A 23,821-nucleotide genomic window follows, 5' to 3' on the forward strand; every position below is an offset into this window, starting at 1 on the left:
GGCCTGCAAATGCGCTAGAATCGCCGGCTTGTGTTCCACGCTTCGGGAGTACCAGGCAGCCCCATGGCCCATCGCATCGCCATCAACGGTTACGGTCGTATCGGCCAGTGCGTGCTGCGCGCCCTGGAAGAGCGCCATGCTCCCGAACTGGAAGTCGTGGCGATCAACGAACTGTCCGACCTGGACACCATCGCCTACCTGACCCGCTACGACACCACCCACGGCCGCTTCCCCGGCAGCGTCAAGGCGGAAAACGGCCGGCTCGTGGTCAACGGACGTCCGATACGCATTCTCTCGGAAGCCGATCCGTCACGGCTGCCCTGGGATGCGCTGGGCATCGACCTGGTGCTGGAGTGCTCGGGCAGCTTCAAGGATCGCGCCACGGCAGAGCGCCACCTTGCCGCCGGCGCCGGCCGCCTGCTCTTCTCCCAGCCGGCGGAGAGCGACGTGGATGCCACCATCGTCTGCGGCATCAACGACGCCGCCCTGGCACCGCACCACCGCATCGTCTCCGCCGCCTCATGCACCACCAATTGCCTGATACCGGTCCTCACCGTGCTCGATGAGGCACTGGGCATCGAGCACGGCGTGACCACCACCGTGCACTCGGCCATGAACGACCAACCGGTGATCGACGCCTACCACCAGACCGACCTGCGCCTGACCCGCTCGGCGATGCACTCCATCGTCCCGGTGGACACCAGCCTGGCGCGCGGCATCAACCGCCTGATGCCGCACCTGGCCGGCCGCTTCGAATGCCTGCACATGCGGGTGCCGACCATCAACGTCTCGGCCATGGACCTGTCGATCTGCGTCCGCCGCGATACTTCGGCCGCCCAGGTCAACGCCCTGCTGCGCCACGCCTGCCAGGGCCACCTGGCCGGGCTGCTGGGCTACACCGAGGAGCCCATGGCCTCCAGCGACTTCAACCACGACCCCCGCTCGGGTATCGTGGACGCCACTCAGACCCGGGTGGCGGGCGGCCGCCTGATCAAGCTGCTGTGCTGGTTCGACAACGAATGGGGCTTTGCCAACCGCATGCTCGATGTGAGCCAGCGGCTCGCGGCCATGCCCACGGACACCCCATGACCCTGCTCCGATAACCCAGTTTCGATGACCCCGCTTCGGTTTCCCCAGATGAGGAAGACGCCCCGATGAACGTGCTCAAGATGACCGACCTCGATCTCTCCGGACAGCGCGTGCTGATCCGCGAGGACCTGAACGTACCCGTCAAGCACGGCAAGGTGAGCAGCGATGCCCGTCTGCGGGCCTGCCTGCCGACGATCATGGCCGCCCGTGACGCCGGTGCCAAGGTGATGCTGATGAGCCACCTGGGCCGCCCCACCGAAGGCGAGCCGGCCGAGGAGTTCTCCCTGGCCCCGGTGGCCGAGCACCTGGGCCAGTTGCTCGGTCGCCCGGTCACCCTGATCAAGGAGTACCTGGACGCCTCGCTGGACCTGGCCGACGGCGAGGTCGTGCTGCTCGAGAACGTACGTTTCAATGCCGGCGAGAAGGGCGACGACGAGACCCTCTCCCGGCAGTACGCCGAACTGTGCGATATCTTCGTCATGGACGCCTTCGGCACCGCCCACCGCGCCCAGGCCTCCACCCATGGCGTGGCCCGCTTCGCCCCCCAGTCCTGCGCCGGCCCGCTGCTGGCCGCCGAGCTCGACGCCCTGGAGAAGGCGCTGGCCACGCCGAAGCGCCCCATGGTTGCCATCGTCGGTGGCTCCAAGGTCTCCACCAAGCTCGACGTGCTCAACGCGCTCTCCGAGAAGTGCGACCAGCTGATCGTCGGTGGCGGTATCGCCAACACCTTCATTGCGGCGGCCGGTTACAATGTCGGCAAGTCGCTGCATGAAGCCGATCTGGTCGGCCAGGCCAAGGAGCTGATGTCACGGGTGGAGATCCCGCTGCCCACCGATGTGGTCGTCGCCACGGAGTTCTCCGAGCAGGCCTCCGCCGTGGTCAAGCCGGTGGATCAGGTGGGCGACGACGAGATGATCCTGGATATCGGTCCCGATACCGCAGGCCGCCTGGCCGGACTGCTCAAGGACGCCGGCACCATCCTGTGGAACGGCCCCGTCGGCGTGTTCGAGATCGACCAGTTCGGCCACGGCACCGAGGCGCTGTCACGGGCCATCGCCGAGAGCAACGGCTTCTCCATCGCCGGTGGCGGCGATACCCTGGCCGCCATCGACAAGTACGGCATCAGCGATCGCGTCTCCTATATCTCCACCGGTGGCGGGGCCTTCCTCGAATACGTGGAAGGCAAGACCCTGCCGGCGGTGAAGGCCCTGGAAGACGCCGCCGAACGCTGAGACGACTCACCCCCGGCACCTTAGATCGGCGCGGCCACGGCCGCGCCGTCATTGCACAGACCCATTGCATAGACAGATTGCACACAGAGGCAGGTAATTTCATGGCACTGATCAGCATGCGCCAGATGCTGGACCACGCCGCCGAATACGGCTACGGCGTTCCGGCTTTCAACGTCAACAACCTCGAGCAGATGCGGGCCATCATGGAAGCCGCCGACAAGACCGACTCCCCGGTCATCGTCCAGGCCTCCGCCGGCGCCCGCAAGTACGCCGGCGCGCCCTTTCTTCGCCACCTGATCCTCGCCGCCGTGGAGGAGTTCCCGCACATTCCGGTGGTCATGCACCAGGACCATGGCACCAGCCCCGCGGTGTGCCAGCGCTCCATCCAACTGGGCTTCTCCTCGGTGATGATGGATGGCTCCCTGGGTGAAGACGGCAAGACACCGATGGATTACGACTACAACGTCGACGTCACCCGCCGCACCGTGGAGATGGCTCACGCCTGTGGTGTCTCGGTGGAGGGCGAGCTGGGCTGCCTGGGCAGCCTGGAGACCGGCATGGCCGGCGAGGAGGACGGCATCGGCGCCGAAGGCAAGCTCGACATGGACCAGCTGCTCACCGACCCCGAGGAGGCCGCCGACTTCGTCAAGGCGACCCAGGTCGATGCCCTGGCCATCGCCATCGGCACCAGCCACGGCGCCTACAAGTTCACCAAGCCGCCCACCGGCGATACGCTGTCGATCCAGCGCATCAAGGAGATCCACGCCCGTATCCCCGATACCCACCTGGTGATGCATGGCTCCTCCTCGGTGCCCCAGGAGTGGCTGGCGATCATCAACGAGTTCGGCGGCGAGATCCCCGAGACCTACGGCGTGCCGGTCGAGGAGATCGTCGAGGGCATCAAGCACGGCGTGCGCAAGGTCAACATCGACACCGACCTGCGCCTGGCCTCCACCGGCGCGGTGCGCCGCTTCCTGGCCCAGAATCCGTCCGAGTTCGACCCGCGCAAGTTCCTCAAGGAGACCGTCAGCGCCATGCGCGACGTCTGCATTGCTCGCTACGAGGCCTTCGGAACCGCCGGCAACGCCAGCCGGATCAAGCCGATCAACCTCGAGGAGATGTTCCTGCGCTACGAACGCGGCGAGCTGGCTCCCAAGGTGAAGTGAAGGATCGCACCTTCGATAGTTGCGGGAAGGCGATCCGCCTTCCCGCAAGGCCTGCATCGAGGCAAGCCTCAGTCCAAGCAACCGAAACCGCCCCGGTGCATGACGACTCAATGCCACCAGTAGCAAAGTTACATATTAAAAATCACGGGAACACTAGTCTCATCGTAATGAAAAAAATGGTGCTGAAATAGAGTCCAAAAACCCAGCGCGCACATTGACACCCCTCCCCCCCTGACATAGCTTATTAAATGTAACTTCCTGTTTCAGTCGCAACAATGCAGCGGCCGCCAACATGAAGCATGGCGACCCTGGCATCAAAAAGCGCCTGATATTTCATAACACTCCACGCAACACTCCATGCAGGATGCGAAAAGTTACAGAAAAATAATGACAACACTGTTTGTTACATATTCCTTAATTGTTCCCCCTGGTCACCTCCGGCATTTATAAAGGCGTGGCAACTTCAGGTCGGGCGAAAGAAAACAGCAGGGAAAATCAAGAGAGTGCCAACGCTCCTAAAAATGGCATCACAGAAATCGCAGGGAAGGTTGCCATGAAAAACGTAACAGCTGTCATACTGACCTTCAATCGTAAAGAGCTTCTCCGGCAGTGCCTGGATGCGGTCTATGCGCAGACACGTCCCTGCGACAGCATTATCGTCGTTGACAACGCCAGCACCGACGGTACCCGAGAGATGCTGCTGGCCGATAACCACCCCCAGCTGGCTATCTTCACCCTGCCCCGGAACATCGGCGCATCAGGTGGCTTCAACACTGGCTTTCGCCTGGCGTACCAGCAGGGAGCCGAGTATCTCTGGGTGATGGATGACGATGTCATTCCTCGACCCGATGCCCTGCAGCGCCTGGAGGAAGCCGAAGAACTCCTCAAGAGCGAAGGCATCGACCGGGCCTTCCTCCTGTCCAAGGCGGTCACGGAAAGCGGCTCGGTCACCAACACGCCGGCAGTGAGCTCGCTGAGCAACAGGATCGGTTACCAGAGCTGGCCCCAGGTATTGGAGCATGGGCTCGTCCCGGTACGTCGCGCCACCTTCGTCTCGATTCTCTTGCACCGTGCCACCCTGGAAAGACACGGACTCCCCATCTCAGACATGTTCATCTGGGGAGAGGATACAGAGTTCACCATGCGCGTGACCCGCGATAAACCGGGCTTCATGGTTGGCAAGAGCCAGGTCATGCACTTACGCCAGGAGAGCGGCCCCATTTCCATCCTGACAAACAACTGCCCGGGGCGGCTTGGCTTATATCGGCACCACATACGCAACAAGATATTTATTGCCAGGAAATATCGCCACTATCAGAAATACCTTGTCCTGCAAGAGCTTTTCAAGATCACAGGACTTTTCTTCAAGTTGATCGGACGGCGTGAATTCAAGAAGGCCGGCATAGTGTTTCAAGGCATGATCGAGAGCATCAGCTTCTACCCCAGGCAGGAAGCAGCCGATGCCAGCACCGAGATAGCCGACATCAACCGGCTGGAATATAAACGAAAAGCGCCTCTCAAGCCGATGATCGTCATGCCGGAAACGGCTCAAAGGGAAAGTTGATATTGCCGGGAGGCTATCTTGAAAATATTAATCATCGGCAACATGGGCTATGTCGGTCCGATGGTGGTGCGCGAGTTGGCCAGACGCCACCCTGACGCCATTCTCCACGGCTACGACAATGCCTATTTCGCCCACTGCCTGACAGGCGCCGCATGCCTTCCCGAGCGGCATCTGGAGCAGCAGTTCCTTGGCGACATACGCACGCTCCCGGATGCCATGCTGGAAGGCTATACCGCCGTGGTTCAGCTGGCGGCCATTTCCAACGACCCCATGGGCAACCGCTTCGCCTCCGTCACCACCGAGGTCAACCAGGATGCCACGGTTCGCATTGCCCGGGCGGCCTCGAAGGCGGGCGTGAAGAACTTCGTCTTTGCCTCCAGCTGCAGTATCTATGGTGTCGCGTTGGGGCCCCCCAGGTCCGAGGCGGACCCGGTGGCACCCATCACGGCCTATGCCAGGTCCAAGATCGGCGCCGAAGAGGGCCTTGCCGATATCAGTGGCGACATGGTCATCACCAGCCTTCGTTTCGCCACGGCATGCGGCATGTCGGACCGGCTACGCCTGGATCTCGTTCTCAACGACTTCGTGGCCTGCGCGCTCAGCCAGGGCTGCATCACCGTGCTCAGCGATGGCTCTCCCTGGCGCCCCTTGATCGACGTCGCGGACATGGCCCGGGCAATCGATTGGGCCGTCCAGCGCACGGCCGAGAACGGAGGCCGCGTGCTCAGCGTCAATGCGGGCTCCGACACACGCAACCATCAGGTGCGTGACATTGCGGCAGCCGTAGCCGCCGCGGTGCCCGGCACCACCTTGAGCATCAACACCGAGGCGCCGGTGGACAGCCGCTCCTACCAGGTGGATTTCGGCCTGTTCCGCCGCCTCGCCCCCGAGCATCAGCCCAGGGTCACCCTGATGCAATCCATTATCGGCGTGATCTCGGGGCTGCAGCGCATGAACTTCTCCGACCCACAGTTTCGAACCTCGTCACTGGCTCGCCTGACTGTCCTGCAGGGCCATATCGAGGAAGAACGACTCTGCGAGAACTTGAAATGGCAGGTTCGCTGAACCGGTGGCCAGCGCATCACCACCGGCTTTGCCCTTGGTTGTTTACTGAATGAGGGATCTGGACATGAAAGTTGCGATCTTGGCGGGAGGCTTCGGAACACGACTGAGCGAGGAAACGGCCATCTGTCCCAAGCCGATGGTGGAAGTGGGCGGAAGGCCGATTCTCTGGCACATCATGAAAATCTATGCTCACCACGGCTTCAAGGAGTTCGTGGTTCTGGGGGGCTACAAGGTCGAGTACATCCGCGACTACTTCCTCAACTACCGTGGCAATCGGACCGACTACACCATTGACCTGAAGACCGGCGCCATCGACTGGCTGGAGAGCGTCAATGACGACTGGAAGGTGACCGTCCTCGACACCGGGGCGGACGCCATGACAGGCGGGCGCATCAAGAAGGCCAGGCATCTGCTGTCGGATGGCCCGTTTTGCCTGACCTATGGCGATGGCGTGAGTGATGTGGACATCGCGGCGCTGGTCGACTCCCACCGCGCTTCAAGCAACTGGTGCACGCTGACCGCCGTGACGCAACCGGGGCGCTACGGGGCGTTGCGGCTGAAGAAAAACTCCAGTCACGTCGAAGGCTTCCGCGAGAAAGGCGCCACGGACGGTGGGCTGATCAACGGCGGCTTCTTCGTCTGCGAACCCGAGGTGTTCGAGCTGATCGACGACAGCCAGAGCGTTTGGGAAAACGACCCCATGGATCGCATGATCAAGCTCGGCAAGCTGGGCTACTACCATCACAGCGGGTATTGGCAAAGCATGGATACGCTGAGGGACCGGATGGTGCTGGAAGCCGCCTGGGCGGAGGGCAACGCCCCCTGGAAACTATGGAAGGACTGAACGCCGATGATTATTGTCGATACCGCCCTGGCCAAGCGACAGGCCGAGGGCAACCCCATCCGCGTCGGCATGATCGGTGCGGGCTTCCAGGCCAGCGGCATCGGCCTGCAGATCATGACCGCGACACCGGGTATGCGACTCTGCGCCATCGCCAATCGCCACCCTGATGCGGCGGTCAACATCTTCCGTCAGGCCGGGCAGGAAGCGCGCCACTGTGACACCCAGGCCGAGCTGGAAGCGGGCATCTCTTCAGGGTATCCGGTCGTCACCGAGGATGCCGTGGCCCTGGCGCGGGCGGAAGGCCTTGATGCGATCATCGAAGTCACCGGCTCGATCGAGTTCGCCGTCCACGCCGTACTGGCCGCGCTGGAAAGTGGCAAGCACGTCATACAGATGAATGCCGAACTCGATGGCACCATCGGACCCTTGCTCAAGGCCAGGGCCGACGCGGCAGGCGTCATCTATACCTTTGCCGACGGCGACCAGCCGGGCGTACAGATGAACCTCTACCGGTTCGTCACCGGCCTCGGGGTGACGCCGGTGCTCTGCGGCAACATCAAGGGCCTGCACGACCCCTACCGCAACCCGGCGACCCAGGAGGCATTCGCCAGACGCTGGGGCCAGAAGCCCGCCATGGTCGCCTCGTTTGCCGACGGAACCAAGATCTCCTTCGAACAGGCTATCGTGGCCAACGGCACCGGCATGGGAATCGCGCGCCGGGGCATGCTTGGCCCCGACTTTTCCGGCGGCAACCCAGGCGCCCCGCTGGTGCCGATCGAAGAGACCGTCTCCTCCTTCGAACCCTACCTGGACCCGGATGGGGCGGGGCTGGTGGACTATGTTGTCGGGGCTCGCCCGGGGCCGGGCGTCTTTGTCCTGGGCGCCATCGACCACCCCCGCAAGCGCCACTATCTGGAGCTCTACAAGCTGGGCAAGGGGCCCTATTACTGCTTCAGCACGCCCTATCATCTCTGTCATTTCGAAGTGCCGACCTCCGTCGCCCGCGCCGTTCTGTTCAATGACCCGGTCCTTACCCCTCGGGCAGGCCCGAGGGTCGGCGTGATCGCCGTGGCCAAGAAGGCACTATCGGCTGGCGAGACGATCACCGATTTCGGCGGCTTCGAAGTCTATGGTGTCGCCGAAGAGATGGATGTGGTCCGTGGGGAAAACCTGCTGCCGGTCGGCCTGGCCCTCGGCTGCCGGGTGAGTCGACCCATCGAGAAGGATACGCCGCTCACCTTCGCCGACGTCACGGCACCCGAGGGCCGCCTGATCGATACGCTGTATGCCGAGCAGGAGCGCCTGTTCGCCTGATCCGTGCTGCCCTTACCTGCACTCTCCTGGAGAATGGACGATGCGCTTTCATCAAACGACGCTCAATGATGCCTGGCTGATCGAGCTCGAGCCGCGTGGCGACCAGCGCGGCTTCTTCGCTCGCACCATGTGCCGCGAGGAGTTTGCAGCTCACGGGCTGCGCAACGATTTCATGCAGCAGAACACCTCCTTTTCGGCCCAGCGCGGGACCCTGCGAGGGATGCACTACCAGCAGCAGCCCTATGGTGAGGCCAAGCTGGTACGCTGCATTCGTGGCGCACTGCTGGACGTCATCGTCGACCTGCGGGAGGATTCCTCCACCTACCTGCAGCATGCCGGCTTCGAACTGACCGACGCCAATCGGCACCAGCTCTATGTGCCGCCGGGTTTCGCGCATGCCTTCCAGACATTGAGCGACGACGTTGAAGTTAGCTACCTGGTATCGGCCCCCTACCGGCCGGAAGCCGAGCGGGGGCTGCGATACAGTGATCCCCGCCTGGCCATCGACTGGCCCCTCCCCGTGACCGTCGTGTCGGACAAGGACGCCTCCTGGCCACTGCTCGACGAGCGTACGGGTCCCCTGTACTGAACGGGCGGACCATCGACGAATTACCGCGTGGTTAACCGCTTGTCGTTGCCGTGTCCACCGCCTATGATGGGAACGGTTCCACTGCAACGGATCGACAATGACCGCCCAGACACCGCGTCGCCCCACCATCCTTGAAGTGGCCCGGGAAGCCGGCGCCTCGAAGACCAGCGTGTCGCGCTATTTCGGCGATGAGCGCGATCGCCTGTCCCGAGGGCTGCAGGGCCGGATCGCCTCAGCTGCCAAGCGCCTGGGCTACCGCCCCAACCAGATGGCCAGGAGCCTCAAGGGTGGCCATTCGCGCCTGATCGGCATGCTGGTGGCCGATATCCGCAACCCCTTCTCGGTCGCGGTGATGCACGGCGTCGAACAGGCCTGCCGGGCAAGCGGCTATTCGCTGCTGGCCTGCAACACCGACAACGACCCTGCCCAGGAGAGCGCTCATCTGTCACTGCTGGCGTCGTATCGGGTCGAAGGGTTGGTGATCAATGCCACGGGCAGCCCCCATGGCGCCCTGCAGGCACTCATCGACCAGGGCACGCCGCTGGTACTGCTCGACCGGGAAGTGGACCGGGTCGCCGCCGACGTGGTGGGACTCGACAATCCCAGGGCGATCGATATGGCCCTGGAGCACCTTGCCGAGCGCGGCTATCGCGAGCTGCTCTACATCACCGAACCGCCCGAGGAAGCCAGTCCTCGCCAGCGCCGCATGGCGCGCTTCCGGGCCAGGCTCGCTGACTTCGGCATGACCGGTGAATCGCTTTGCCTCCCGCTGACGGATGACACGGCGACGCCCCACGCCGCCATCGCTGCTTTCCTGAACCGGCCGGGGGTGGCACCGAAGGCCCTCCTTTGCGCCAACGGCAAGATCACCCTTGCCGTGACGCGCACCCTGCAAGCACTGGGTGTCCGGCTCGGTGAGACGGGACTGATGGGCATCGACGAGCTGGAATGGTGCGAACTGGTCGCACCGGGCATCACCACCCTGGCCCAACCCACCGAGGCGATCGGCAGGGCGGCGGTGGAGTGCCTGATGCAGCGCCGCGAGCCCCAGCACCACCCATCGCCACCACGCCACATCCACTACCAACCTGTGCTGATACCCCGAGGCTCTACCCAGCGCTGACAAACCTCCCACCCCAGGGCTCATGGGGCAGCAAGCAGTTGGGAACGTTCCCACTCATTCTTGCGGACGACATCCCGCAAAGCCGACAGCCGATTTGAACGCCAGCCCCGCTGGTACACTCAGGGAACAAGCAGAGGAGAACGGCATGACAACCTCCCCCCCTTCACCGGAGATCCTCGCTTTCGGCGAGGCCATGGCCCTGTTCGTTGCCGACGCCCCCGGGGCGCTGGACGAGGTGGAGCACTTCCAGCGCCGCATTGCCGGCGCCGACACCAATGTCGCTATCGGCCTGGCCCGCCTGGGGTTTCGGGTCGGCTGGCTGAGCCGGGTCGGGGCCGACAGCTTCGGCCGCTACATCCGCCGCACCCTCGAGGCCGAGGACCTGGACTGCCGCCACCTGCTCGACGACCCGGACCACGCCACCGGACTGATGTTCAAGGAGCGAGCCGTCGGCGGCGCCGACCCACAGGTCGAATACTTCCGCCGCAACAGCGCAGCCAGCCACCTGTCGCCCACCGACGCCGCCCAGGTGGACTTTGCCGGCCTGCGGCACCTGCATGCGACCGGCATTCCCCCGGCGGTCTCCGCCAGCTGCCGCGAACTCTCGCTGCACATGCTGACCCAGGCCCGCAACGCCAACGCCAGCATCTCCTTCGACCCCAACCTGCGTCCCGGGCTCTGGTCCAGCGAGACCGAGATGTGCCAGACCCTGAACGACATGGCGGCCCAGTCCGACTGGGTGCTGCCCGGCCTGGCCGAGGGACGTCGTCTCACCGGCCTGGAGACTCCCCACGACATCGCCGGTTACTACCTGGAGCGCGGCGCTCGCGCCGTTATCATCAAGCTCGGCCCCCAGGGCGGCTACTACCGGGGGCATCTGGGCGGCAAGGAGGAGAGTTTTACCGTCCCCGGCTTCACGGTGAGCGAAGTGGTCGATACGGTAGGCGCAGGCGATGGCTTTGCGGTGGGCGTGGTCAGCGCGCTGCTCGAGGGTCGGTCGCCTCGTGAGGCGGTACGCCGCGGCAACCTGATAGGTGCCCAGGCGGTGCAGGTCATCGGCGACATGGAGGGGTTGCCACATCGTTCACGCCTGGATGAGTTGGAAGCCAACCTGAATTGAGGAGAGCCCCATGCCCAAGCGTATCCTGGCCTATGGCCGCCTGAACGACGATCAGCTTGCCGAGCTGGCCCGTGACTTCGAGGTCGACGTTTTCGAGGGACTCGACCCGGCGAACGACCCGGCCTTTCGCACCGCCCTGAAGGGCGCCCACGGCCTGATCGGCTCAAGCCTCATCATCACGCCGGACCTGCTCGACGAGGCGCAGGAACTGGAGATCATCGCCAGCATCTCGGTGGGCTATGACAACTATCCGGTCGACGAACTGACCCGCCGCGGCATCCTGCTCTGCAATACTCCGGATGTGCTCACCGAAACCACCGCCGATACCGGCTTCGCCCTGATCATGGCCACGGCCCGCCGCGTGGTGGAACTCGCCGAGCTGGTCAAGCGCGGTGAGTGGCAGGCAAGCATTGGGCCTGCTCACTTCGGCTGCGACGTGCACGGCAAGACCCTCGGCATGATCGGCTTCGGCCGTATCGGTGCCGCCGTGGCCCGCCGTGGTGCCCTGGGCTTCGGCATGAAAGTACTCTACTCAAACGCCTCCCCCAAGACTGAGCTGGAAAAGGAGCTCGGCGCCGAGCGCCGAGAGCTGGACGAACTGCTCGCCGAAGCGGATTTCGTCTGCGTGACGGTGCCGCTCACGCCCGAGACCCATCACCTGATCGGCGCCCGGGAGTTCGGCCTGATGAAACGCTCGGCGTGTTTCGTCAATATCGCCCGCGGCAAGGTGGTCAACGAGGCCGCCTTGATCGGCGCCCTGGAGACGGGTGAGATCCGCGCCGCCGGCCTCGACGTCTTCGAACAGGAGCCTCTCTCGACCGAATCGCCACTGCCCCACATGGCCAACGTGGTGGCCCTGCCGCATATCGGCTCGGCAACCCACGAAACCCGCACCGCCATGGCCCAGCGCGCCGTGGACAACATCACACGGGCGCTCAAGGGCCAGCGTCCCATCAGCCTGGTCAACGAGGAGGCCTGGCGTCGAGCGTGACGGCTGACTCATGAGCTCAGGGAAGCTGAACCCGACATGATTTGTTGTAGCGCAGCATAGGGAGGCCCACACTAACGGGATAGCGGCCCTCGGTCGCTCCCGACTCCTGACGAAGAGGCCAGTCCATGAAAAGCCCGACCCATTTTCCTATCCTGCCACAGACCCCCGCTGCAATGATGGATGTCTGGAAACTGGGAGTCATGGCCTTCGAACTCTGGTCGACCTCGGCCTCAACCATCGCCCTGCGCAATAATCTATGGCAGACCCAGGCTCCCAACAGCGCCAGCATGATCAAGGAGAACCAGCGAATGGTGAGCGAAAAGCTCGAAGCCAGCCTGGAAACCGGCGTCGAGATCCAGAAAGCCATGCTGGGCATGGCATTCGGCCAGAGCACCCCCTGGTGGGTCACGGGTCGCCGCACCCTGACGCCCTATCATCGCCGCAGCAGCGCCAACTCTCGCCGGCTTTCCCGAGGCTGAGGGCAGCCGGGGCACCTCCCGGCGAGCGACTTGCCACACCGGGTATCAGCTTGGCACCCAACAGCCACATCATCCAACCGGGTGAGCCGCAGGCGGCCCCGCCGGTCGAGCCATAGGGATCACCGCAGGTGATTCGCCTGCTAAACTCTGCGGCTATCCCACTCGCCCGGAGCCGTCATGCCTGCCGCAGCCGCCAAGTCGTTGCCCACGCCTCGCCACTGGATATCTCTCGTGGCCATCGTGGGAGTCACGCTTTTCCTGCTGGGGATGCCCGCGGCGCCGGTCATGGTTCGGGCGGGGGCGGTAATCGGGCTCTGTATCGGGCTCTGGGCGACCGGCTGGCTGCCGCAGTGGCTGACCGCACTGGTCTTCTTCACGCTCTGCACCCTTGCCGGCGTGGCACCGGCGGAGACGGTATTCGCCGGCTTCGGCTCGGCGGCAACCTGGCTGGTCTTCGCCGGCCTGATCATCGGCGCGGCGATCCAGTTCACAGGGCTCGGCACCACGCTGGCCCAAGGGGTCGGCCCCTGGCTCGCCGGCTCCTACCGCAAGGCGCTCGTCGGTGTCATCGTGCTGGGGCTGGTGATGGCATTCTTCATGCCCTCGGGCATGGGCCGGATTCTGCTGATGGTCCCCATTCTAACCACACTGGCCGATCACCTCGGCTATGCCCAGGGGGAGCGGGCCCGGACCGGGCTGATACTCGGCGGCATCATGGGTACCTTCCTGCCTACCTACGCCATCCTTCCCGCCAATGTGCCCAACAACGTCTTGATGGGGGCCGCGGAAGCGGTACTGGGCACGCCGCCCACCTACAGCGACTACCTGCTGCTGCACTTTCCGGTGCTGGGCCTGCTCAAGACACTGCTGCTGATCGGGGTCATGCTGTGGCTCTTCCCGGGTCAGGCACCGGCGCAGGCCCGAGAGCCGGCGCCATCCTTGCATCTCGCTGCACCCGAGCGCTGGCTGGCAGCGCTATTGTCGGTGGCGGTCCTGCTATGGATGACCGACGCCTGGCACGGGATCTCGCCCGCCTGGGTCGGCATGGGAGTGGCACTGGTCTGCCTCTTTCCCGGTAGCCGGCTGATGGGCGAGAAGCCACTGCAGTCGATCAGCTTCGACTCCTTCATCTATGTGGCGGGCATCGTCAGCCTCGGCGCACTGGCCTACCAGAGTGGATTGGGCACCCTGGTGGCGGGCGGCCTGCTATCGGCGCTGCCCCTGCGCGAGGCCAGCGATGCTGCCGCCTTTGGCATGCTCTCGGCGCTCGCCATGCTGCTGGGCACCCTGGTCACCCTGCCGGGTATTCCCGCCATCCTGACTCCCATGGCGCCAGGGCTCGCCGAGATGACCGGCTGGTCGCCGGAGGCGGTCTACATGACCCAGGTGGTGGGGTTCTCCACGGTGCTGCTGCCGTACCAGGCGCCACCGCTGATCGTCGGCATCCTGGCGGCACGCATTTCGCTGAGGGAAACCGCCCGCCTCTGCCTGGTCACCGCGCTGCTCAGCGTGGTGTTGCTGTGGCCACTGGACTACTTCTGGTGGCAGTGGCTGGGGTGGCTATAGGGAAACACTGCATAAATGTCTGCGCTTCCATAGCACCTGAATGTGACCTGGTGTGTCTGACACACAAAGAACCGCCCCCGGCATGACCGGGGGCGGGTGAGGCGGATGATGCTATCGCATCATCCTTGAGGAGACGACACCGCCCGTCCTTGGGCAGCGACCGCCATCCCTGGCAGTATCAGGGCTTACCACTCCTGATCGTCTTCCTCATCCTCTTCCCACTCTTCCTCTTCGTTCTCTTCTTCCCACGCGTCGGTGGTTTCGTCTTCCCACTCGTCATCCGAGCCGAAATCCGCATCGGCGCCAGCGCCTGCACCTGCTTCAGCACCGGTCTCACCTGCGCCGAAATCGGTATCAGCGCCTGCTTCAGCACCGGCCTCACCAGCACCGTAACCGGTATCGGCACCTGCACCTGCACCCATGTCGGCGTCAGCGCCAGCTTCGGGAGCGGTCTGCTCCGGCACGATACCTTGCGCGTCCTCTTCATCGTGGAATTCGGCAAATGCCAGCGGGCTGGCGGTCAGGCCAAAAGTGATACCGACAATGCCGAGTTTCTTGAGAAATTCCTTGGACATCATGTTCGTCCCTCCAATGGGTCAGAACTTGTGTTTCCATTTCAAGCCGTTAGGCTTCGCTCGTCGTACCGGAAATCCGCTTGCCAGACTCTCTAGTAGCAGGACTTACCGGCTTGTCTTGCTCACCCAGGGTATTGCAGGGAGCGGGCCAACCCATGCCAGATTTAAAAACATTCCTTCTATTTCATAGTGTTGAAAGAATCGCTCTCGTTCCCTTCTCCGCCAGAAAGCCTAAGAAAAGTGGAGCGTTCTGGCACATGGGCCGGGAAGGCGCAGTCGCAGGCCCGAAGTCGCCCCGGGCTGTCAGTCGGTCAGGCGACGCACCGCCTGTTCCACGCCACGCAGTTCGGCCAGGCCGCGCAGCCGACCGTAGAGGGGGTAGCCCGGTGCGGTGGCGCGCTGCTGATCATCGAGAAGTTGGTGGCCATGGTCGGGACGCATCGGCAGCCGTGCCCCGCCCTGCCGCTCGCGGCGACGCTCCTCCGCCACCAGGGCCTGGATCACCGCCACCATATCGACATCGCCATCCAGGTGAGGGGCCTCGAAGAAGGAGCGCGGATCCGACGCCTCGCGGCGGGTCGAGCGCAGATGCACGAAATGGATCCGTGGCCCGAAGCGGCTCGCCATATCGGCCAGGTCGATGTCCGCTCGCACCCCGTAGGAACCGGTGCACAGCGTCAGGCCGTTGGCCGGGCTGGGCACGGTATCGAGGATCCACTGGGCGTCCTCCGGCGTGGAGACCACCCGCGGCAGCCCGAGCATGGGGCGCGGCGGGTCATCGGGATGGATCGCCATGCGGATGCCGACCTCCTCGGCCACCGGGATCACCGCATCCAGGAAATACGCCAGATGTTCACGCAGCCGGTCGGCATCGATCCCGGCGTAGGCCGTCAGCACCTCACGGAATTGGGCCAGGGTGTAGCCCTCCTCGGCGCCGGGCAGGCCGGCGATCAGGGTATCGACCAGCCTGTCGCGGTCGGCCTGGCCAAGGGTTTCGAGATAGTCCCGGGCCTCGCGCTGCTCCACATCGCTGTAGTCGTTCTCGGCGCCGGGGCGCGCCAGCAGATACAGATCGAAGGCGGCGAAGGCGACCTGATCGAAGCGTAGCGCCAGGGCCCCATCGGGCAGGTGATAGCGCAAGTCGGTGCGAGTCCAGTCCAGCACCGGCATGAAGTTGTAGCAGACGGTATCGATGCCGCAGGCCGCCAGGTTGCGCAGGGTCTGGCAGTAGTTGGCAATCAGCCCGTCGCGCGCCGCCAGCCCCTGCTTGATCGCCTCGTGCACCGGCACGCTCTCCACCACCGACCAGGTCAGGCCGGCGGACTGGATCATCGCCTTGCGCTCGTCGATCGCCGCAGGAGACCACACCTCGCCATTGGGTATCTCGTGCAGCGCGGTGACGATGCCGGTGGCACCGGTCTGGCGAATCTCGTCGAGGCGAATGGGGTCCTTCGGGCCGAACCAGCGCCAGGTATGCTCCATGAAAATCTCCTTGTGTCAGTCTCGCACCAAGGCGGAAAGCGCCCCGGCAAGCCCCTCTCGTGTCAGTATCCGATAGGCATCGACCACCGCTGTGACAAAGGACGGCTGTCGAGCCAACGCAGGCGGTATCACGTCGTCCATAGCCAGGAAGGCATCGACCAGCGCCTCGGCATCGTCGGCGTGCCGGGCATGCAGGTCGGCAAAGCGCGCGGCCAGCGGATCGTCGACCGGGTATTGGGCCCCGTGCAGGTCTTGGCCCGCGGTGTAGCGGACCCAGGCGGCCACACCCAGCGCCGTGCAGGGCAGCGCCTCGCCGACCTCGATCCGTGCCAGGGCACCCTGCAGCCAGCGCTGGGGCAGCTTCTGGCTGCCGTCCATGGCGATCTGTTGCAGGCGGTGGCGCAGGCTGTCATTGGCGAAGCGCGCCAGCAGCGAGTCGCCGTAGGCGACCAGGTCGGTGCCCGCGGGCATCGCCAGGGTGGGAGCGGCCTCCTCGAGCATATAGCGCCGCAGTAGCGCACTGAGATCCTCGCGGCTGACCGCATCGAATACCGTCTCGATGCCTTCCAGGGCACCCAGGTAGGCCAGCAGCGAGTGGCTGCCATTGAGCATGCGCAGCTTCATGGTCTCGAACGGCACGACATCCTCGACCATCTCCACCCCGTCAGCCTCCCAGCCGGGGCGCCCCTGGGGGAAGTCATCCTCCACCACCCACTGGCTGAACGCCTCCCCCACCACCGCGTTGGGATCCTCGATACCCAGCTCAACGAGGCGCACGTGATCCTCTGCAGTCATGGCCGGCACGATGCGATCGACCATGCTGCAGGGAAAAGCCACCTCGCGCTCGATCCAGGCGGCCAGTTCGACATCGCGACAGGCAGCGAGCTTTACCACGGCATGGCGGGTGCGCCCGCCGTTGTCCGGCATGTTGTCGCAGCAGAGCACCGTAAAGGGTGCAATGCCAAGTTCACGCCGCCGCGCCAGCGCCTCCGCCAGGATGCCTGGCGCGGTGCGTGGCGTGGTAGGCGCGGCGATGTCCGCGGCGATCATGGGATCATCGGCGAGCAGCTCGCCGCTGGCCGGGTTGAGGAAGTAGCCTTTCTCGGTGACGGTCAGGGTAACAATACGCACCCCGGGATCCGCCATCCGCGCCAGCAACGGCGCCAGGTCGCGTCCCCAGTGGCCGTCTGCGCCTCGCCCGGAGAACAGCGCCTCTTCGATTACCCCAATCTCGCGCAGGGCGACGGTCTGGCTGTCGGCGTACTCGGCGACATGGTAGCGATGACCGGCCGCCGCCAGGCCGTCCACCAGGACCACATTGCCGCGCAGGTTGGCGCTGCAGATACCCCAGGTGTCATCGCTGCTGCGCTGGCGGTAGCGCTCCAGATAGACCGCCTGGTGGGCACGATGGAAGGCTCCCAGGCCGAGATGGACGATGCCGATGGCCCCACGCCGTGGCGCCGCCGGGTAACGGGTGATGGACATCATCTCTCCTTATGGTGGGTCATTCGCCCATGATCAGGGTTGGCAGCCACAGCGATACCGCCGGCACATAGGAGACCAGCAGCAGCACGCCGATATTGCAGATCAGGAACGGCACGATGGCCCGGGCCACGGTAAGCATCGGCAGCTTGCCGATGCCGGCGACGACGAACAGGCAGACGCCCACCGGCGGCGTGGTCAGGCCGATCATCAGGTTGAGCACGGCCATGACGGCGAAGTGCACCGGGTCGAGGCCGACACCGGTGGCGACACCGAGCAGCGCCGGGAACAGGATGATCAGCGCGGCGATGGTCTCCATGAAGGCGCCGACGAACAGCAGAATCAGGTTGAGGATCAGGATCACAATGATCGGGTTCTCGCTGATCGACAGGATCAGGGCGGCGATCATCTGCGGCACCTGCTCGCTGGTCAGGATCCAGCCGAACAGATTGGCCAGCCCCACCAGCAGCAGCAGCGCCGAGGAGGTGAGCACCGTATCGCTGAGGATGCCCGGCAGCTTGCGCCAGGAGAGCCCCTTATAGACGTACATGCCTACCACCAGCGCATAGAGGCTGGCGACGATGGATGCCTCGGTGGGCGTGAAGAAACCACCGATGATGCCGTAGAGGATGATCACCGTCATCAGCAGCGCCCAGAAGGCGGTGCGCCCCTCGCGCAGCAGCTCCATGAAGGTGGCCCGCTTGCCCCTGGGATAGCCACGCCGCACGGCGAGAATATAGACCGTGATCATCATCGCCAGGCCCAGCAGAAGGCCGGGGATGGCGCCGGCCAGGAACATCCGCCCCACCGAGACGCCGGAGAGCGAACCGGCGATGATCATCGGCACGCTGGGCGGGATGATCGGCCCCACCGTGGAGGAGGCGGCGGTGACCGCGGCGGCGAAGGGCTTGTCGTAGCCGGAGCGGGCCATGCCGGGAATCATCACCGAACCGATGCTCGCCGAGTCGGCCACCGCGGTACCGGAGATGCCGCCGAAGATCATCGAGCCGCCCACGTTGGCCAGCCCCAGGCCGCCGCGGATATGGCCCAGCAGGGCGTTGGAGAAGCGGATGATGTGCTCGGTGATGTTGCCGACATTCATCAGGTTGCCGGCCAGCACGAAGCCGGGAATGCACAGCAGCACGAAGGTATCGATGCCGGCGTACATGCGCTGCGGCACGATGGTCAGCGAAATGCCCTCCAGCAGCAGATAGACCAGCGATGCGATACCCAGGGCGAAGGCGATCGGCAGGCCAACCACCAGCAGCACCAGAAAGGTGACGAACAGCAGGATGACTTCCATTCAGCGTGCCTCTGCATCGTTGTCGGCGGGCCGGCGCAGCATGGCGACCAGGCCCTCGAGAAAACCGATGGCGCTGTAGACCAGCAGCAGCAGGAACAACACCACGGTGGAGAAGAAGATGTAGAGCATGGGTACCTTGAGGGTCGGCGAGGTCTGCCAGGCACCGTTCTCGGCGTACTGCCAGGCATAGGGCAGTACGATCCAGGCAAAGCCGCCGATCAGCAGGCACACCAGGGCCTGGTAGCCGGCCCGGGCACGGGGCCCGAGGTAGTGATGAAACAGTTCGACGTTGACGTTGCGGTGACGGCGCAGCACCACCCCCGCCGAGAGCGCCACCATGTAGACGAACAGGTAGCGCGACAGCTCCTCGGTCCAGGCCATCGGGAACGGCAGGAACAGGCGGCCGGATATCTGCAGCAGCACGGTGCCGGCAATGGCCACCAGGGCCACCACCGCCAAGCCGGTGAAGAGCGCATCGATCCAGCCGATCAGGCGCCCCACCGGCCCCTGGAAGGTGGGCACCACCGAGAGGGTGTCGAGGCTGTCGATGGCCTCCCGCTCGAGGGCCTTGTGTTCGGGTGTCGTCATTGGCGTGCCCCTCACGGGGCGGGCACCGCAGTGCCCGCCCCCATGGCTCACAGGTCCTGGATGGCGTCGAACAGCGCACGCTGCTCGTCATCCAGCGCTTCCAGCACCGCCGGCCGCGCCTTCTCGGCGAAGGCCTCGATATCGACCTCGACGAACTCCATGCCGCGGTCGGTCAGGGCCTGCTCGAGACGCTGCTGGTCCTCGTCGAACAGCTCGGCCTGGTACTCCTGCATCACCGCGGCGGCATCGAAGACCACCTGCTGCAGGTCGTCGGGCATGCTCTCCAGGGTATTGCGGCCGATCACCACATAGATCCAGCTGCGCACATGGCCGGTGAGGTTCACGTAGTCCTGCACCTCATAGAAGCTGGCGCTCTCGATCAGGCTGAGCGGGTTTTCCTGGGCCTGGATGGTGTTCTGCTGCAGGGCGGTGAACACCTCGCTGAAGGCCATCGGCGTCGGGCGTGCGCCCAGCGCTTCCCAGGTATCGACGAACAGCGGCACATTGGGCACCCGCAGGCGCATGCCGTCCAGGTCGTCGGGATGCTCGATGCGGCGATTGGAGGTCAGCTCGCGGGGGCCGCGCTCGAACCAGGCCAGCGGCACCAGGTTGGCCCGTTCGATGATCTGCGCCTCGATCTCCTCGCCGATCTCGCCGCTCACCGCGGCATGCAGGTGTTCGGCGTCGCGGAACGCATAGGGCACCGCCATCATCGCCGCCTTGGGCGCCCAGTTCTGCAGGCTCTCCCCGGTGATGGTCATCTCGGCGGTACCCAGCTGGATGCTGTTGATCACATCCATCTCGCTGCCGAGCTGCTCGTTGGGATAGATGCGCACCTCGATGCGACCGTCGGAGTTGGCCTCGACCTCCTCCTTGAACTTCTCGGCGGCCTGGTGCCAGATATTCTGCTCGTTGGCCAGGTGGCCGAAGCGCAGCGTGAAGTCGGCGGACAGGGCGGCCTGGCTGCCTATCAGGGCGGCGCCGATCATCGCACCGGTGATGAGTCGCTTGATCATGACGTGAATCTCCTGCACATGCTGTTGTGAGTTATGGGTGTGCTATGGCATTGGCTATGCCGTTGGTCCTCAGGCACCGATCTCGATCAGTACCTTGCGGGCCCTTTCGGGATGATGCTCGAGCATGTCGATGGCGCCGGGCATCTCGTCGAACGGCAGCCGGTGGCTGACCAGCGCCGCGCCATCGAGCGCCCCGGATGCGAGCAGTTCGAGCACCTCCGGAAACTTGCGGTTGTTGAGTCGTGACCCGACCAGGGTCAGCTCCTTCTTGATCACCTCCAGCTGCACCAGGTCGCTGGGGGTGGGGTTGAAACCGAGCAGGCCGATGCGTCCCGCCGCCGAGGCCAGGCGCAGCATCTGCGGCAGCAGCGCCGGCACGCAGGCGGCATCCGCGATCAGCGGCACGCCCTCGCCGTCGGTGAGGCGCATGATCTCGGCCTCGACGTCGTCGCGGCTGCCATGCAGGGTATGCCGTGCGCCCAGCTCGCGGGCCGTGGCCAGGCGCTCGTCGATGACGTCGGTGACGATCACCTCCTCGATGCCCTTGGCCCGGGCCATCTGCAGCACGGTCAGGCCGATCACCCCGGCGCCGTAGACCAGCAGCCGATCGCCCGGCTGCGGCTGCATGCGGTCGAGCACATTGGCGGCGATGCTGTAGGGCTCGACCAGGGCGGCGATATCCAGCCCCAGGTGCGCCGGCAAGCGATGCAGGTTGGCCGCCGGCACGTTGACGTGCTCCTCGAAGCCGCCGTCACGATGCACGCCGATCACCTGCATGGCGGTGCAGACATTGGGCCGCCCGATGCGGCAGGGATAGCAGCGCCCGCAGCTGACCACCGGGTCGACGCACACCCGCTCGCCGATGTCGACGTTCTCGACGCCCTCGCCCACCGCCTCGACGATCCCGGTGAACTCATGCCCGGTGATGCGCGGAAAGCGCACGAAGGCGTTGTCGCCATGGATGATATGCATGTCCGACCCGCAGATGCCGGCGAATGCCACCTTCACCAGCACTTCACCGGGTGCCGCCGTGGGCACCTCGACGTCGGCGATCCGGTAGTCCAGCGGCGCATTGACCTGGAATGCTTTCATGTTGCTCTCCTCACCAGTGCCATAGGGTGCCGTCCTCGAGCCGGTTGACCGGCAGGCTGGCACGCTTGTAGGGGTACTGCTTGGCCAGCGCCTCGTCGATATCGACGCCGTGCCCCGGCGTCTCGCCGACCAGGAAGTGGCCGTCCTCGAAGCGGTAGTCGTGGGGAAAGACCGCGTCGGTCTCCGGCGTGTGGGGCATGTGCTCCTGGATGCCGAAATTGGGCACCCAGGTATCGAAATGCACGGCGGCGCCCAGGCACACCGGCGACAGGTCCGTCGGCCCATGGAAGCCGGTGCGCACGTGATAGAGCCCGGCCAGGTCGGCGATGCGCCGCACGTGGGTGATGCCGCCGCCGTGGGAGAGCGGCGTGCGGATGTAGTCGATCCACTGGTTCTCGAGCAGCTCGCGGTAGTCGTGGATCGAGTTGAACACCTCCCCCACCGCCAGCGGCGTGGTGGTGTGCTGGCGAATCAGCCGGAAACTCTCCTGGTTCTCGGCCGGCACGCAGTCCTCCAGCCAGAACAGGTGGTAGGGCTCCACCGCCTTGCCCAGCCGCGCCGCCTCGATGGGCGTCAGCCGGTGGTGCACGTCGTGCAGCAGGTGGATGTCGTCGCCGAAACGCTCGCGCACCGCGGCAAACAGCTTGGGCACGTGGTTGAGGTACTTCTCGGTGCTCCACACGTGCTCGGCGGGCAATTCGGCGTCGGCGGGCTCGTAGCGCTCGCCTTCGCGCTTGGCCACGCCATAGATAGTCGGAATCCCCGGCACCCCGGCCTGGACCCGCACCGCGCGATAGCCCAGGGCAATGTGCCGCTCGACCTCGTCCAGGCAGCCCTCGATATCGCGCCCGGTGCAGTGGGCATAGGTCATCACCCGTTCGCGGCTCTTGCCCCCCAACAGTTGATAGAGCGGCATGTCGGCGGCCTTGGCCTTGATATCCCACAGCGCCAGGTCGACGGCCGAAATCGCCGCCATGGTCACCGGTCCGCGGCGCCAGTAGGCGCCGCGGTAGAGGTAATGCCAGATATCCTCGATGCGGCTGGCATCGCGGCCGATCAGGGCAGGCAGCACGTGCTCCTCGAGATAGGCGACCACCGCCATTTCCCGACCGTTGAGGGTGGCATCGCCGATCCCGTAGGTGCCCGACTCGGTGACGATCTTGAGGGTGACGAAGTTGCGCCCCGGGGAGCTGACGATGAGATAGGCATCACTGATCTTCATGGCGATTCCGTTGCAGAGAGGAAATAGCGCAAATTTTCATGTGAGCCTCCTGTCGATTCGTATTGTGATTATTGGGTTGCGTCGAGTGGCGGCCTGACGTTGGGTAGTGAGACGACGCTAGCGGTGGCGTCGAACATCTCGGGAAAGCGGCGCATGAGTTCGGGCAGCGATTGAAGGATCTCTCGCTGATGGATACCCATGGCCTGAGTCGCGGCCTCGGGATCCTGCCGGGCGATGGCCTCGACGATCATCGAATGCTGATCGGTGAGCTTCGGGATCGGCGTCGACTCGGGAACGCTCAGATAGCGCACCCGGTCGAGCTGCGCCTTGACGTCTTCCGTCACGCGCCATGCCATGGCATGGCCCGTGCCCAACGCCAGGGCGCGATGAAAGGCCTCGTCGAGCAGAAAGAACCGGTCGTGATCCTCGGGGTCGATGCAGCGCCGTTGCCGCTCGATCAGCTCTTCGAGCTCGTCCAGCACCGCCGGCGCCAGGCCGTGCTGTGCCGCTTCCCTGGCAACCGCCACCTCGACGGCCTCCCTGACGAAACGCGCCTCGAGCACCGCCTGCCGAGAAATCCGCACCACATAGGTGCCGCGCTGCGGGCGCACTTCCACCAGCCCCGCTTCCGACAGGCGAATGAACGCCTCCCTGACCGGCTGCCGGCTCACCGAGAAGGTATCGGCGATCTCCTTCTCGGAGAGCGCCTGCCCGGGGGCCAGCACCATGCGGATGATCGACTGGCGCAGCACCTGGAAGAGGCGCTGCCTGACCGGGCCATCCTCTGCGGTACTTTGCCAAAGCGCATGCAAGCTGTGGTTCATGTGGATTCCTCACGGTTGCGTCGTATCAGCAAGACCTGACTCAAGCCCGACTGACAGGACTAGTATGGTAGTATGGAAGAAAAGGCGAAAGCTCG

22 protein-coding genes are annotated in these 23,821 nt (G+C 64.7%); 13 read left to right on the forward strand and 9 right to left on the reverse strand.

Annotated features, from left to right (window positions below; genetic code table 11):
* Positions 1–63 precede the first annotated feature (63 nt).
* The 13 genes from LY622_RS05375 (at position 64) to LY622_RS05435 (ending at position 14,142) form a co-directional block, all read left to right on the forward strand.
* Positions 64–1,089 (forward strand): type I glyceraldehyde-3-phosphate dehydrogenase, encoded by a 1,026-nt coding sequence (locus LY622_RS05375; RefSeq protein ID WP_234289945.1) that lies wholly within the window; start codon positions 64–66, stop codon positions 1,087–1,089.
* A 65-nt stretch (positions 1,090–1,154) separates the two neighbouring features.
* A complete protein-coding gene (locus LY622_RS05380) occupies positions 1,155–2,321 on the forward strand; it encodes a phosphoglycerate kinase (RefSeq protein WP_234289946.1) in 1,167 nt (388 codons plus the stop codon).
* A gap of 101 nt (positions 2,322–2,422) precedes the next feature.
* Entirely contained in the window at positions 2,423–3,487 is a 1,065-nt protein-coding gene (gene fba, locus LY622_RS05385) for a class II fructose-bisphosphate aldolase (protein ID WP_234280483.1), read from the forward strand.
* A gap of 553 nt (positions 3,488–4,040) precedes the next feature.
* Complete coding sequence (locus LY622_RS05390) at positions 4,041–5,051, forward strand: glycosyltransferase family 2 protein (protein WP_234289947.1); 1,011 nt, start codon at positions 4,041–4,043, stop codon at positions 5,049–5,051.
* Positions 5,052–5,069: 18 nt separating this feature from the next.
* Positions 5,070–6,116 (forward strand): NAD-dependent epimerase/dehydratase family protein, encoded by a 1,047-nt coding sequence (locus LY622_RS05395; protein ID WP_234289948.1) that lies wholly within the window; start codon positions 5,070–5,072, stop codon positions 6,114–6,116.
* 64 nt (positions 6,117–6,180) lie between these two features.
* A complete protein-coding gene (gene rfbF, locus LY622_RS05400; protein ID WP_234289949.1) occupies positions 6,181–6,960 on the forward strand; it encodes a glucose-1-phosphate cytidylyltransferase in 780 nt (259 codons plus the stop codon).
* A 6-nt stretch (positions 6,961–6,966) separates the two neighbouring features.
* Positions 6,967–8,274: an NAD(P)H-dependent oxidoreductase gene (locus tag LY622_RS05405; protein WP_234289950.1), complete on the forward strand. Its 1,308-nt coding sequence runs from the start codon at positions 6,967–6,969 to the stop codon at positions 8,272–8,274.
* A 40-nt stretch (positions 8,275–8,314) separates the two neighbouring features.
* A complete protein-coding gene (rfbC, locus tag LY622_RS05410; RefSeq protein ID WP_234289951.1) occupies positions 8,315–8,863 on the forward strand; it encodes a dTDP-4-dehydrorhamnose 3,5-epimerase in 549 nt (182 codons plus the stop codon).
* A gap of 97 nt (positions 8,864–8,960) precedes the next feature.
* Positions 8,961–9,986: a LacI family DNA-binding transcriptional regulator gene (locus LY622_RS05415; RefSeq protein WP_234289952.1), complete on the forward strand. Its 1,026-nt coding sequence runs from the start codon at positions 8,961–8,963 to the stop codon at positions 9,984–9,986.
* Positions 9,987–10,131: 145 nt separating this feature from the next.
* A complete protein-coding gene (locus LY622_RS05420; RefSeq protein ID WP_234289953.1) occupies positions 10,132–11,106 on the forward strand; it encodes a sugar kinase in 975 nt (324 codons plus the stop codon).
* A gap of 10 nt (positions 11,107–11,116) precedes the next feature.
* Positions 11,117–12,097, forward strand: coding sequence for a 2-hydroxyacid dehydrogenase (locus LY622_RS05425; protein WP_234289954.1), 981 nt, complete (start codon positions 11,117–11,119; stop codon positions 12,095–12,097).
* 125 nt (positions 12,098–12,222) lie between these two features.
* Positions 12,223–12,576 (forward strand): hypothetical protein, encoded by a 354-nt coding sequence (locus LY622_RS05430; RefSeq protein WP_234289955.1) that lies wholly within the window; start codon positions 12,223–12,225, stop codon positions 12,574–12,576.
* A gap of 177 nt (positions 12,577–12,753) precedes the next feature.
* On the forward strand, positions 12,754–14,142 hold the full coding sequence (locus LY622_RS05435; protein ID WP_234289956.1) for an SLC13 family permease: 1,389 nt from the start codon (positions 12,754–12,756) through the stop codon (positions 14,140–14,142).
* A 185-nt stretch (positions 14,143–14,327) separates the two neighbouring features.
* Here the strand turns inward: LY622_RS05435 and LY622_RS05440 are convergent, their stop codons facing one another.
* From LY622_RS05440 to LY622_RS05480, 9 genes are all read right to left on the reverse strand, one after another.
* Entirely contained in the window at positions 14,328–14,720 is a 393-nt protein-coding gene (locus tag LY622_RS05440; protein WP_234289957.1) for a hypothetical protein, read from the reverse strand.
* A gap of 300 nt (positions 14,721–15,020) precedes the next feature.
* Complete coding sequence (gene uxuA / locus LY622_RS05445; protein ID WP_234289958.1) at positions 15,021–16,199, reverse strand: mannonate dehydratase; 1,179 nt, start codon at positions 16,197–16,199, stop codon at positions 15,021–15,023.
* 15 nt (positions 16,200–16,214) lie between these two features.
* Positions 16,215–17,684: a mannitol dehydrogenase family protein gene (locus LY622_RS05450; protein ID WP_439649576.1), complete on the reverse strand. Its 1,470-nt coding sequence runs from the start codon at positions 17,682–17,684 to the stop codon at positions 16,215–16,217.
* Between the two features lie 19 nt (positions 17,685–17,703).
* Positions 17,704–18,984 carry a TRAP transporter large permease gene (locus tag LY622_RS05455; RefSeq protein ID WP_234289960.1) on the reverse strand — a complete coding sequence of 427 codons (1,281 nt, stop codon included), beginning with the start codon at positions 18,982–18,984 and terminating at the stop codon, positions 17,704–17,706.
* A complete protein-coding gene (locus LY622_RS05460) occupies positions 18,985–19,572 on the reverse strand; it encodes a TRAP transporter small permease (protein ID WP_234289961.1) in 588 nt (195 codons plus the stop codon).
* Positions 19,573–19,619: 47 nt separating this feature from the next.
* The gene (locus tag LY622_RS05465; protein WP_234289962.1) at positions 19,620–20,588 is read right to left on the reverse strand and encodes a TRAP transporter substrate-binding protein; all 969 of its coding nucleotides are present in this window, start codon (positions 20,586–20,588) and stop codon (positions 19,620–19,622) included.
* A gap of 69 nt (positions 20,589–20,657) precedes the next feature.
* Entirely contained in the window at positions 20,658–21,680 is a 1,023-nt protein-coding gene (locus tag LY622_RS05470) for a Zn-dependent oxidoreductase (protein ID WP_234289963.1), read from the reverse strand.
* A 10-nt stretch (positions 21,681–21,690) separates the two neighbouring features.
* Positions 21,691–22,902 carry a D-mannonate dehydratase ManD gene (gene manD, locus LY622_RS05475; protein WP_114479495.1) on the reverse strand — a complete coding sequence of 404 codons (1,212 nt, stop codon included), beginning with the start codon at positions 22,900–22,902 and terminating at the stop codon, positions 21,691–21,693.
* Positions 22,903–22,970: 68 nt separating this feature from the next.
* Positions 22,971–23,726 carry a GntR family transcriptional regulator gene (locus LY622_RS05480; RefSeq protein ID WP_234289964.1) on the reverse strand — a complete coding sequence of 252 codons (756 nt, stop codon included), beginning with the start codon at positions 23,724–23,726 and terminating at the stop codon, positions 22,971–22,973.
* Between the last annotated feature and the right edge of the window lie 95 nt (positions 23,727–23,821).

Origin of the sequence: Halomonas alkalisoli (assembly GCF_021412585.1) — a bacterium.
GTDB lineage: Bacteria > Pseudomonadota > Gammaproteobacteria > Pseudomonadales > Halomonadaceae > Halomonas > Halomonas alkalisoli.

What these genes read in the sequence shown, in the direction of transcription:
- LY622_RS05375 (WP_234289945.1), top strand. Translation starts at nt 64, where the DNA reads ATGGCCCATCGCATCGCCATCAACGGTTACGGTCGTATCGGCCAGTGC.
- LY622_RS05380 (WP_234289946.1), top strand. Translation starts at nt 1,155, where the DNA reads ATGAACGTGCTCAAGATGACCGACCTCGATCTCTCCGGACAGCGCGTG.
- fba (WP_234280483.1), top strand. Translation starts at nt 2,423, where the DNA reads ATGGCACTGATCAGCATGCGCCAGATGCTGGACCACGCCGCCGAATAC.
- LY622_RS05390 (WP_234289947.1), top strand. Translation starts at nt 4,041, where the DNA reads ATGAAAAACGTAACAGCTGTCATACTGACCTTCAATCGTAAAGAGCTT.
- rfbF (WP_234289949.1), top strand. Translation starts at nt 6,181, where the DNA reads ATGAAAGTTGCGATCTTGGCGGGAGGCTTCGGAACACGACTGAGCGAG.
- LY622_RS05405 (WP_234289950.1), top strand. Translation starts at nt 6,967, where the DNA reads ATGATTATTGTCGATACCGCCCTGGCCAAGCGACAGGCCGAGGGCAAC.
- rfbC (WP_234289951.1), top strand. Translation starts at nt 8,315, where the DNA reads ATGCGCTTTCATCAAACGACGCTCAATGATGCCTGGCTGATCGAGCTC.
- LY622_RS05415 (WP_234289952.1), top strand. Translation starts at nt 8,961, where the DNA reads ATGACCGCCCAGACACCGCGTCGCCCCACCATCCTTGAAGTGGCCCGG.
- LY622_RS05420 (WP_234289953.1), top strand. Translation starts at nt 10,132, where the DNA reads ATGACAACCTCCCCCCCTTCACCGGAGATCCTCGCTTTCGGCGAGGCC.
- LY622_RS05425 (WP_234289954.1), top strand. Translation starts at nt 11,117, where the DNA reads ATGCCCAAGCGTATCCTGGCCTATGGCCGCCTGAACGACGATCAGCTT.
- LY622_RS05430 (WP_234289955.1), top strand. Translation starts at nt 12,223, where the DNA reads ATGAAAAGCCCGACCCATTTTCCTATCCTGCCACAGACCCCCGCTGCA.
- LY622_RS05435 (WP_234289956.1), top strand. Translation starts at nt 12,754, where the DNA reads ATGCCTGCCGCAGCCGCCAAGTCGTTGCCCACGCCTCGCCACTGGATA.
- LY622_RS05440 (WP_234289957.1), bottom strand. Translation starts at nt 14,720, where the DNA reads ATGATGTCCAAGGAATTTCTCAAGAAACTCGGCATTGTCGGTATCACT.
- uxuA (WP_234289958.1), bottom strand. Translation starts at nt 16,199, where the DNA reads ATGGAGCATACCTGGCGCTGGTTCGGCCCGAAGGACCCCATTCGCCTC.
- LY622_RS05450 (WP_439649576.1), bottom strand. Translation starts at nt 17,684, where the DNA reads ATGTCCATCACCCGTTACCCGGCGGCGCCACGGCGTGGGGCCATCGGC.
- LY622_RS05455 (WP_234289960.1), bottom strand. Translation starts at nt 18,984, where the DNA reads ATGGAAGTCATCCTGCTGTTCGTCACCTTTCTGGTGCTGCTGGTGGTT.
- LY622_RS05460 (WP_234289961.1), bottom strand. Translation starts at nt 19,572, where the DNA reads ATGACGACACCCGAACACAAGGCCCTCGAGCGGGAGGCCATCGACAGC.
- LY622_RS05465 (WP_234289962.1), bottom strand. Translation starts at nt 20,588, where the DNA reads ATGATCAAGCGACTCATCACCGGTGCGATGATCGGCGCCGCCCTGATA.
- LY622_RS05470 (WP_234289963.1), bottom strand. Translation starts at nt 21,680, where the DNA reads ATGAAAGCATTCCAGGTCAATGCGCCGCTGGACTACCGGATCGCCGAC.
- manD (WP_114479495.1), bottom strand. Translation starts at nt 22,902, where the DNA reads ATGAAGATCAGTGATGCCTATCTCATCGTCAGCTCCCCGGGGCGCAAC.
- LY622_RS05480 (WP_234289964.1), bottom strand. Translation starts at nt 23,726, where the DNA reads ATGAACCACAGCTTGCATGCGCTTTGGCAAAGTACCGCAGAGGATGGC.